Origin of the sequence: Streptomyces sp. McG3, assembly GCF_018619185.1 — a bacterium.
In the GTDB taxonomy this organism is placed as follows: Bacteria; Actinomycetota; Actinomycetes; order Streptomycetales; family Streptomycetaceae; genus Streptomyces.
Genome location: NZ_JAAXYC010000311.1, coordinates 1 through 9,176 on the forward strand (window position 1 = coordinate 1; position 9,176 = coordinate 9,176).

General features: G+C 74.3%; 9 protein-coding genes. 6 read left to right on the top strand and 3 right to left on the bottom strand.

What is annotated here, in order from left to right; translation table 11 throughout:
• Positions 1-36: 36 nt before the first annotated feature.
• Together HET64_RS32285 and HET64_RS32290 are read right to left on the bottom strand one after the other, a co-directional pair.
• Positions 37-654 (bottom strand): DUF1349 domain-containing protein, encoded by a 618-nt coding sequence (locus HET64_RS32285; RefSeq protein WP_215110702.1) that lies wholly within the window; start codon positions 652-654, stop codon positions 37-39.
• Positions 651-2,171, bottom strand: coding sequence for an aldehyde dehydrogenase (NADP(+)) (locus HET64_RS32290; protein ID WP_215110703.1), 1,521 nt, complete (start codon positions 2,169-2,171; stop codon positions 651-653). The genes HET64_RS32285 and HET64_RS32290 overlap by 4 nt, the downstream gene beginning before the upstream one ends.
• A gap of 212 nt (positions 2,172-2,383) precedes the next feature.
• Here HET64_RS32290 and HET64_RS32295 point away from each other — a divergent pair, with 212 nt between their 5' ends.
• The 6 genes from HET64_RS32295 to HET64_RS32320 all read left to right on the top strand — a co-directional run bounded on the left by HET64_RS32295 (position 2,384) and on the right by HET64_RS32320 (position 8,331).
• On the top strand, positions 2,384-3,154 hold the full coding sequence (locus tag HET64_RS32295) for an IclR family transcriptional regulator (RefSeq protein ID WP_047176020.1): 771 nt from the start codon (positions 2,384-2,386) through the stop codon (positions 3,152-3,154).
• Entirely contained in the window at positions 3,154-3,630 is a 477-nt protein-coding gene (locus HET64_RS32300) for a GNAT family N-acetyltransferase (RefSeq protein WP_215110704.1), read from the top strand. Before HET64_RS32295 ends, HET64_RS32300 begins: the two co-directional genes overlap by 1 nt.
• A 251-nt stretch (positions 3,631-3,881) precedes the next feature.
• On the top strand, positions 3,882-4,862 hold the full coding sequence (locus HET64_RS32305; RefSeq protein ID WP_251146187.1) for a hypothetical protein: 981 nt from the start codon (positions 3,882-3,884) through the stop codon (positions 4,860-4,862).
• Positions 4,859-6,130: a sensor histidine kinase gene (locus HET64_RS32310; protein WP_215110705.1), complete on the top strand. Its 1,272-nt coding sequence runs from the start codon at positions 4,859-4,861 to the stop codon at positions 6,128-6,130. The genes HET64_RS32305 and HET64_RS32310 overlap by 4 nt, the downstream gene beginning before the upstream one ends.
• Positions 6,127-6,789: a response regulator transcription factor gene (locus HET64_RS32315; protein ID WP_215110706.1), complete on the top strand. Its 663-nt coding sequence runs from the start codon at positions 6,127-6,129 to the stop codon at positions 6,787-6,789. The genes HET64_RS32310 and HET64_RS32315 overlap by 4 nt, the downstream gene beginning before the upstream one ends.
• 90 nt (positions 6,790-6,879) lie before the next feature.
• Positions 6,880-8,331 carry a penicillin-binding protein 2 gene (locus HET64_RS32320; protein ID WP_215110707.1) on the top strand — a complete coding sequence of 484 codons (1,452 nt, stop codon included), beginning with the start codon at positions 6,880-6,882 and terminating at the stop codon, positions 8,329-8,331.
• Positions 8,332-8,419: 88 nt separating this feature from the next.
• Here the strand turns inward: HET64_RS32320 and HET64_RS32325 are convergent, their stop codons facing one another.
• Positions 8,420-9,004, bottom strand: coding sequence for a YdeI family protein (locus tag HET64_RS32325; protein ID WP_215110708.1), 585 nt, complete (start codon positions 9,002-9,004; stop codon positions 8,420-8,422).
• Between the last annotated feature and the right edge of the window lie 172 nt (positions 9,005-9,176).

The window sequence follows — 9,176 nt, forward strand, 5'->3', positions numbered from 1 at the left end:
CCGCCGCGTCACCCCCGCCACCGCCGCTTCGCCCCGTCACCGCCCGTCGCGCAGGTCCTCCACTCCCCCGGCCAGGAACGCGATCCGGTCGAAGACCGCGCCGCAGCCCTCACCGGTGGGCGACTGCACCAGGAAGCCGGCGCGGGCGGCCGCCCGTTCCTTGTCCGTACCCAGGGTGAAGACGCGGACGAAGGTCCATCTCTCGCCGTCGGTGGAGGCGTGGAAGGCGTAGGCGCCGCCGGTGCGGCTGAGGCGGAGCCAGCAGGCGCCCTCATCCACGACGAAGGCGTTGGCGTCGTCGGAGTGGCCCCGGGTGACGACGGTGCAGACGGTCGGGAGGCCGGAAGAGTGCTCCAGGCAGAGCTTGGCCCACTCGCGGTCCCCGACGTGGAGGTACAGCGCGCCCGCGTCACCGGCCGACAGCAGCCCCGGGCGCACCCGGGCCATCAGCCGGAAGTCGCCCTCCCCCACCGGTCCGAGCAGGCGTGGGGCGTCGGAGCCCGGGTCCAGGGAGTCGCCGGACGGGGGGACGAACAGGTCCTGGCCGGGTCCGGCCCGGCCCGTCAGCACACCGTCCGCGTGGGCCCATCGTCCGTCGGGGCCCTCCGCGTCCAGGGCGAAGGGGAGGGCGAGGGCGTGCGGCTCCCGGCTCATGCGCGGCGTCCGTCCACCCGGCGGGGCAGGCCCAGCGGGTTGCCCTCGCGCAGCTCCGGCGGGAGGAGCGCCTCGGGGGTGGACTGGTACGTGACGGGGCGCAGCCAGCGTTCGATCGCCGTCGCGCCTACGGAGGTGGAGGTGGAGGTGGTGGCCGGGTAGGGGCCGCCGTGGTGCTGGGCGGGGGCGACGGCGACGCCGGTCGGCCAGCCGTTGACGAGGATGCGCCCGGCGAGCGGGGTGAGCGCGGCCAGCAGGCGCGCCGCGTCGGGGTCGTCGTCCTCGGTGGCGGTCTGGAGGGTGGCGGTGAGGTTCCCGGGCAGCCGGGCGAGGACGGCGGCGATCTCGTCGACGGAGGTGTACCGGGCGATCACGGTGACCGGCCCGAAGCACTCCTCCAGCAGCGCGTCGTGCGGGCCCTCGACGGTCAGCCGGGCGGCCGGGACGGTGAGGAATCCGGCGGAGACGGTGTGCTCGCCGCCCGCGCCGGGGGTGACGGGCGCCCCGACGTCCGGCAGCGCGGCCCGCTCCCGTACGCCGGCGACGAAGGCGTCCCGCATGCGGTGGTCCAGCAGGACGCCGGAGCCGGTGGAGCTGACCGTCTCGGTGAGCGTCTTGAGGAGCTGGTCGCCCGTCGCGCCCTCGGGGACCAGGACGAAGCCGGGCTTGGTGCAGAACTGGCCGGCGCCCAGGGTCATCGAGCCGCCGAGGCCTGCGCCGATCTCCCCGGCGCGCTCGGCGGCCGCCGCCCCGGTGACGACGACCGGGTTGAGGGAGCCGAGTTCGCCGTGGAAGGGGATGGGGGCGGGTCGGGCGGCCGCCGCGTCGAACAGGGCGCGTCCACCGCGTACCGAGCCGGTGAAGCCGGCCGCGCTCACCAGCGGGTGGCGGATCAGCTCGACACCCGCGTCGAAGCCGTGCACCAGGGTCACGACGCCCTCGGGCAGTCCGGTGCGGGCGGCGGCGCGGCGGAGGACCGAGGCGCAGAGTTCGGAGGTGGCCGGGTGGTCGGGGTGCGCCTTGACCACGACCGGGCAGCCGGCGGCGAGCGCGCTGGCCGTGTCGCCGCCGGGGACGGAGAAGGCGAGCGGGAAGTTGCTGGCCGCGTAGACGGCGACGACCCCGAGCGGGATCTTGTAGCGGCGCAGGTCGGGCCAGGGCGGGGTCCGGGAGCCGTCCTGGTGGTCGATGTGGACGTCGAGGTAGGCGCCTTCGTCCACGACCTCCGCGAACGCCCTCAACTGGGCTGCGGTACGGGCCAGTTCACCGCTGAGCCGGGCCGGTCCGAGGGCGGTCTCCGCGTCGGCCGCCTCGACGATGTGCTCGCCGGACTCCTCCAGCGTTTCCGCCGCCGTCCGCAGGAACGCGGCGCGCGCCGCGCGGTCGGCGAGGGCGTCGCGGACGGCGTGGGCCGCCCGGACGGCCCGGTCGACCTCCTCGGCGGTGGCCTCCACCGCGACCTGCTCGCGCGGGTTCCCGGTTCGGGGGTCGACACTCCAGACTGGTGCTGCGCTCACCGTGATTACCTCCCGTGGTGCGACCGTCCTCCGGCCGACTTCCGGCCGGCTTCGGCCGCACATCGGCAAGTGTTCGGTATTCTGAACGGAGTTCCTGAACGTGAATGCCCTGGGACTCTATTTCCGGGCGTTCGGTGTTGGCAATCGTGTGGCGGCTTTTCGGACGCCGAAGCGGACGAGAAGTCGATGAGCTGGAGAAGGGGGCGTGGGCGATGTCGGTCGCCGAGTCCGGTGGGGCACAGGTCAAGTCCGCGGTACGGACCGTGGAACTCCTCGAATACTTCGCGGGGCGGCCCGGCATGCACTCGCTGGCCGCCGTCCAGGAGGCCGTCGGCTATCCCAAGTCGAGCCTCTACATGCTGCTGCGCACCCTGGTGGAGCTGGGCTGGGTGGAGACGGACGCGACGGGCACCCGGTACGGGATCGGCGTCCGCGCCCTGCTGGTCGGCACGTCGTACATCGACGGCGACGAGGTCGTGGCCGCCGCCAGGCCCACCCTGGACCGGCTGTCCGACGACACCACGGAGACCATCCACCTGGCCCGCCTCGACGGGACGAACGTGGTCTACCTCGCCACCCGGCAGTCCCAGCACTATCTGCGCCCCTTCACCCGGGTCGGCCGCCGGCTGCCCGCGCACTCCACCTCGCTCGGCAAGGCGCTGCTGGCGACCCACAGCGACGAGCAGGTCCGCAAGATGCTGCCCGAGTCGCTGCCCGCGCTGACCGAGCACACCATCACGGACCGCGAGAAGCTCATCGAGGAGCTGCGGCTGGTCCGCGAGCAGGGCTACGCGGTGGACCGCGAGGAGAACACCGTCGGCCTGCGCTGCTTCGGCGTGGCGATCCCCTACCGGACGCCCGCGCGCGACGCGATCAGCTGCTCGGTGCCGGTCGCCCGGCTCACCCCCGGTCACGAACAGCTGGTGAAGGACGCCCTGTTCGACGCCCGGGACCGGCTCACCCTCGCGACCCGGAGGCTCTGATGGCCCAGATAGTGCTGCGCCCGGTCGAGGACGGGGACCTGCCGCTGTTCTTCGCCTGGATGAGCGACCCCGAGGCGACCCGTGTCGCCGCGTTCACCGCCGAGGACCCCACCGACCGGGCCGCGTTCGACGCCCACTGGGCGCGGATCCGGGCCGGGTCGCGTGTGGTGATGCGCACGGTGGTGGCCGACGGTGCGGTGGTGGGCCATGTCGGGGAGTACGGGGACCCCGGCGACCGCCAGGTCACGTACTGGATCGGCCGCGCGCACTGGGGCCGGGGACTGGCGACGGACGCCCTGCGGGCGTACCTCGACGAGACGCCCACGCGCCCGCTGCACGCGCGGGCGGCGGCCGACAACCTCGGCTCGCGCCGGGTGCTGGAGAAGTGCGGCTTCGTGGTGACCGGCAAGGATCGCGGATTCGCCCGGGCGCGGGGCGAGGAGATCGACGAGGTCCTGGTCACGCTGGCCGGCTGAGACGGGCCCCTCCCCCGCGTGGCGGAGACGGATCGTCGCCGGGCAGGACGTGCGGGGCCGGCCGGCGCGGAAGCCTGGGTGCCATGACAGTGAACCGGCCCCCCGAGGCACTCTCGCCCGCTCCGCCGCACCGTTCCGGGGCGCCCGGGCGCCCTGGGACACCACCGCACCGCGCCGAGGCGCCCTCGTACCGCGTCGCACCGCCCTCGTACCGCGTCGGCCGGGCGCGGTCCGTGCTCCGCGTGGTCGCCATGGTGGCCTGTCTGCCCTACATCGGGCTCAAGGCGGCCTGGATGGCGGGCAGTCGGCTCGGCATCCCGGAGGGCAGCGCGCTGCTGGACGGCGGCACCCTGCTGCGCGTCGCCAACGGGGCCACGGTGCTGATGGACGGTGCCGTCATCGTCCTCGCCCTGCTCCTCACCCGGCCCTGGGGCCGACGGGTGCCCGCCTGGCTGCTGGTGCTGCCCATGTGGGTGGCGAGCGGCCTGCTGCTGCCGATCATGACGGCCTTCCCGGTCCAGCTGGCCGTCCGGCTCCTCGGCGGTGGCGACGGCCGGCCGGTCGGCGAGGGGAACTCCGAACCGTTCCTCGACCCGTGGGTCTTCGGCGTCGTCTACGGCGGCTTCATCGTCCAGGGCCTCGCCCTCGGCGCCCTCTTCGCGCTGTACGCCAGGGAGCGCTGGGGCCGGCTGTGGCAGGGGCGGCTGCGGGATCTGCCGGTGGGTCCGACCACGCCCGCCCTGCGCGCGACCGCCGTCGCCGCCGCTTCGGCGGCTCTCTTTCCCGGCGTCACGCACCTGCTGTGGGTCAGCGGTTCGACCGCCGGGCTCGACGCCGGCCGGGCGGCGGACCGCACCAGCGACTTCTACGTCCTGGAAGCCGTCAACCTGCTCTTCGTGGTGGTCACCGCCGTCGGGGTGCTCCTGCTCGCCTTCCGCCGCACCGGCCGTCTCTCCCTGCGTCTGCCGCTCGTCCTGGCCTGGGCCGGTTCGGCGGAGACGGCCTGCTGGGGCGGCTGGCTGAGCCTCGCGGGGCTGATCGGCGCGGGCGAAGCGGCGGACCGGCCGACGACGGCGACGGTGTTGACCTACGCTGTCCAGATGCTGGCAGGGGCGCTCGTCGTGACGCTGGGCGCCTACTTCTTCGCGGAGCGCGCGGCGGCTTCCGCGCTGCCGACGACCGCCGACACCCCGGCCGCTGCTGCCCCGTCCGCCGCCGACCGGGTGTCATGAAGCCGCTGGCCGCGTTGTCCGGACGACGGGCGCGGCTGCGCTGGCTGCATCAGATCATCGGCGGCGCGCTGCTGATGCCGTACTTCCTCGTCGGCACGGTCCTGGTCGGCATGACGGGTGGCGGGGAGGCTCTCTTCTCCTCCGTGCCCGCCCAGTTCGCCGCTTTCGCCATCGCCCTGCCGATCGCGGCGGCCACCGGTGTCTTCCCGCTCGTCCGGCCGCTGTCCGTGGCCGCCGTCCGCGCCCTGTGCGGGGTGCCGCCGGCCCTGCTGGCCGACGGTCCCGCCCGGACCCGGCAGGCGCGGGTGCGTGCCGCCGGCTGGTACACCCTGCATCTGGCGCTCGGCGGGATCGTCAGCGGGGCCAGCCTGGCACTGCCGCCGTTCGCGGTGGCGGTCGCCGCCCTGCCGTTCTCCGCCCCGCTGCGCTCCACCTGGCTGCTCGACGGCCCCGAGGTGCTTCGGGAGCCGTGGGCCCTGGCTCTCGCCCCGTTCGCCGGGCTCGCCATGCTGCTGGCGCTGGCGCTGGTCGCGGCCGCGACCGGGGAGTTGCTGGCCCGGCGCGCCCCGGTGCTGCTGGGACCGACGCCCGAGGACCGGCTGGCCGCCGCCGAGCGCCGGGCGGCGGATCTGGCGGTGCGCAACCGGCTCGCCCGGGAGCTGCACGACTCGGTGGGGCACGCGTTGAGTGCGGTGACCCTTCAGGCGGGGGCGGCGCGCCGGGTCCTGGACCGCGATCCGGAGTTCGTCCGCGAGGCGCTGACCGCCATCGAGGAGACGACGCGGCGGACGGTCGGGGAGCTGGACTCGGTGCTGGGGCTGCTGCGGCAGGACGGGGAACCGGACGACGAGGGCACGGTGCACGGACCGGGGCTCGACGCGCTCGACGGGCTGCTGGCGCACTGCGGGGTGCGGGTGGCGTACGAGCGGCGGGGCGATCCGGACGGTCTGGACCCGGTGGTCTCGCGGGAGGCGTACCGGATCGTCCAGGAGGGGCTGAGCAACGCGTCACGGCACGGCGGGGGCGCGTCCCCGGTGCGGCTGCTGATCGCGGTGCGGGAGAGGGAGTTGGAGATCGTGATGGAGAATCCGCTGGGCGAGCGGCCCGCCGTGGTACGTCCCGGGGGCGGTCGCGGACTGCGCGGCATCGCGGAGCGGGCCGTCCTGCTGGGCGGCCGGACCGAGGCGGGGGCGGACGACGGCGTCTGGCGGCTGACCGCCCTGCTGCCGCTGCCGGGCAGGGCCGGGCGGAAGGAGGGACGGCGATGAGCGGGGCTCCGGTGCGGGTGGTGCTGGCGGACGACGAGCGGATGGTGCGTACGGCGCTGCGGGTGATCCTGGACGCCGAGGAGGGCATCGAGGTCGTCGGGGAGGCCGCCACGGGTGCGGAGGCCGTGTCCGTGGTGCGGGCGCTGCGGCCCGACGTGGTGCTGATGGATGTGCGGATGCCGGAGATCGACGGCATCCGGGCGACGGAGCAGATCCTCGCCACGCTGGAGGACCCGCCGAGGATCGTCGTCGTGACGACCTTCGAGAACGACGCGTACGTGTACGAGGCCCTGCACGCCGGGGCGGCCGGGTTCCTGCTGAAGCGGTCGGCCGCCGAGGAGCTGGTGCAGGCGGTACGCCTGGTGGCGTGCGGGGACTCGCTCCTCTTTCCGGCGGCGGTGCGCACGCTGGCCACCGAGCACGCCGGACGGCGGGCGGCCGGGGCTCCGGCGTGGGTCGCGAGGCTGACCGGGCGGGAGGCGGACGTGCTGCGGCTGATGGCGGCGGGGCTGACCAACGCGGAGATCGCGGGGCGGCTCTCGGTGGGCCCGGCGACGGCGAAGACGCATGTGGCGGCGGTCCTCGCGAAGACCGGCGCCCGGGACCGCACCCAGGCGGTCATCGCGGCGTACGAGTCCGGTTTCATCACCCCGGGCTGAGCCGCGCGGCTCGGCGCGCCGGGTGAGAAATCGGTGAGAAGCGGCACGATCGGGAACGCCCGGAACGCGTCCGCTCGTCCCTCCAGCGGGATGAACAAGACAATCAGGCGCGCTTCGGTCTTCTGTCTGCTCATGGTGCTCGCCCTGCTGGTGCGGGCGACGTGGGTGCAGGGCTACCAGGCCAAGGCGCTCGCAGACGACGAGCACAACCGGCGGAACACCATCGCGCAGTACGCGCAGCCGCTCGGGGACATCATCGTGGCCGGTTCGCCGGTCACCGGATCGAAGGGGACCAGTGGCGGCGACCTCCGGTACAAGCGCACGTACCCCCAGGGCGAGCTGTACGCGCCCGTTACCGGCTACAGCTCGCAGGCGTACGGGGCGAACCAGCTGGAGGGCATCTACAGCGACGTCCTGGACGGCACGGACGACCGGCTGAAGAACCCGAAGGACCTGCTCACCGGCGGGCAGGCCGCCCCCGGCAACGTGCTGACGACGATCGACCCGGACGTCCAGAAGGCGGCCTACGAGGCGCTCGGCGACGCCAAGGGCGCGGCGGTGGCCATCGACCCGAGGACCGGACGGATCCTCGGCATGGTCTCCACCCCCTCGTACGACCCCTCGACGATCAGCGGGACGGCGGACCAGGACGCCTGGCAGGCCCTGCTGGACGACCCGGACAAGCCGCTGGTCAACCGGGCGATGCGGCAGCCGCTGCCGCCGGGCTCCACGTTCAAGCTGGTGGTCGCGGCGGCCGCGCTGGAGAACGGGCTGTACGGCTCGGTCGACGAGCGCACCGACAGCCCCGACCCGTACACCCTGCCCGGCACCAGCACCGTGCTCCCCAACGAGAACACGTCCGCCCCCTGCGAGAACGCGACCCTGCGCACCGCGCTCCAGTACTCCTGCAACAACGTCTTCGCGAAGGCCGCCGCCGACCTCGGCCAGGACGAGGTCAAGGAGATGGCGGACGCGTTCGGGTTCGACACCGAGAAGCTGGACGTCCCCGTACGGGCGGCGAAGAGCGTCTATCCGACCGGTATGGACAAGGCGCAGACGGCGCTGACGGGGATCGGCCAGTTCGAGGTCACCGCGACCCCGCTCCAGATGGCGATGGTCACCTCGGCCCTCGCCAACGGCGGTGAGCTGGCCGCGCCGCACATGGTCTCCCAGGTGACCGACGGGGACGGCACGGTGCTGGAGGAGACCGCCGACGGCGACACCGAGCGGGTGGTGAAGGAGTCGACCGCCGAGCAGCTGCGGAGCGCGATGGTGATGGTCGTCGAGGAGGGCACCGGCACCAACGCCCGGATTCCCGGGGCCGAGGTGGGCGGCAAGACGGGCACCGCGCAGCACGGCGTGGAGAACAGCAGCACTCCGTACGCCTGGTTCACCTCGTACGCGAAGGACCGCGACAGCGGCAAGGAGGTCGCCGTCGCGGTGATCGTGGAGGACTCGGGGGCGGCGCGTTCCGAGATCAGCGGCAACGGGCTGGCCGCGCCGATCGCGCAGAAGACGATGCGGGCGGCGCTGGAGCGGTGACGCGAGGGGCTGCCGGAGCGGTGGCACCCGGCGCCGCCTGAGCGGCCCGGTCACCGCACCGGTGGTCCGGCGGGTTCCACCGGGGCGGTCACCCCTCGCTCGTGGGCCGCCCCTCCGCCAGGTCCCGGACCGCGCGCTCCAGCCGTGTCCGTCGCGTCTCCGGCGTCGCGGCCTGGAGCAGCGGGAGCATCACCAGGTAGCGGGCGGTCCGGTCGAGCCCGTCGAACGCCGCGCGGGCCGCCGGGTCCGCGGCGAGCGCGGCGGCGAGGTCGTCGGGGACGACAGCCGTCGCCTGCGACGCGTAAGCGCGGTCCCAGCGGCCGTCCTCCTGGGCCCGTCGGACCTCGGCGAGGCCGGGCTCCCGCATCCGGCCCGCCGCCGCCAGGGCCGCGACCTTCTCGACGTTCACCCGCGACCACAGGCTCCTCGGTCGCCGCGGTCCGTACTTCTGCAGGTAGTACCGCTCGTCCAGGCCCCGGCGCTGCCCGGAGATCCAGCCCCAGCACAGCCCCACGTCGACCAGTTCGTCATCGGTGACCGACGTGATCCCCGACGCCTTCTTCGCGACCTCGACCCATACGCCCTCGTGGCGGGTGTGGTGCTCGGCCAGCCAGTCCTCGAAGGCCGCCGCGTCCGGGAACGCGACGACCTCCACCCCGTTGTGTTCCTTCATGCGGGCCAGGCTAGCCCCGCCGCGCCCGGGTGGAGCCGGCCGCTCACGGCGGGCCCGGCCTCTCTAGGGCATCCGCCCGATGCCGCCGCACCGCCTTACTCCCCAGCATGAGCCGCACGGCCCGCACGGACGGGTCGCGGAGCACGAGGCGGAGGGCGGGGGCGGCATGGGC

Excerpts from the sequence above, each read along its gene's own strand:
- HET64_RS32285 (WP_215110702.1), bottom strand. The coding sequence starts at position 654 with ATGAGCCGGGAGCCGCACGCCCTCGCCCTCCCCTTCGCCCTGGACGCG.
- HET64_RS32295 (WP_047176020.1), top strand. The coding sequence starts at position 2,384 with ATGTCGGTCGCCGAGTCCGGTGGGGCACAGGTCAAGTCCGCGGTACGG.
- HET64_RS32300 (WP_215110704.1), top strand. The coding sequence starts at position 3,154 with ATGGCCCAGATAGTGCTGCGCCCGGTCGAGGACGGGGACCTGCCGCTG.
- HET64_RS32305 (WP_251146187.1), top strand. The coding sequence starts at position 3,882 with ATGGTGGCCTGTCTGCCCTACATCGGGCTCAAGGCGGCCTGGATGGCG.
- HET64_RS32310 (WP_215110705.1), top strand. The coding sequence starts at position 4,859 with ATGAAGCCGCTGGCCGCGTTGTCCGGACGACGGGCGCGGCTGCGCTGG.
- HET64_RS32315 (WP_215110706.1), top strand. The coding sequence starts at position 6,127 with ATGAGCGGGGCTCCGGTGCGGGTGGTGCTGGCGGACGACGAGCGGATG.
- HET64_RS32320 (WP_215110707.1), top strand. The coding sequence starts at position 6,880 with ATGAACAAGACAATCAGGCGCGCTTCGGTCTTCTGTCTGCTCATGGTG.
- HET64_RS32325 (WP_215110708.1), bottom strand. The coding sequence starts at position 9,004 with ATGAAGGAACACAACGGGGTGGAGGTCGTCGCGTTCCCGGACGCGGCG.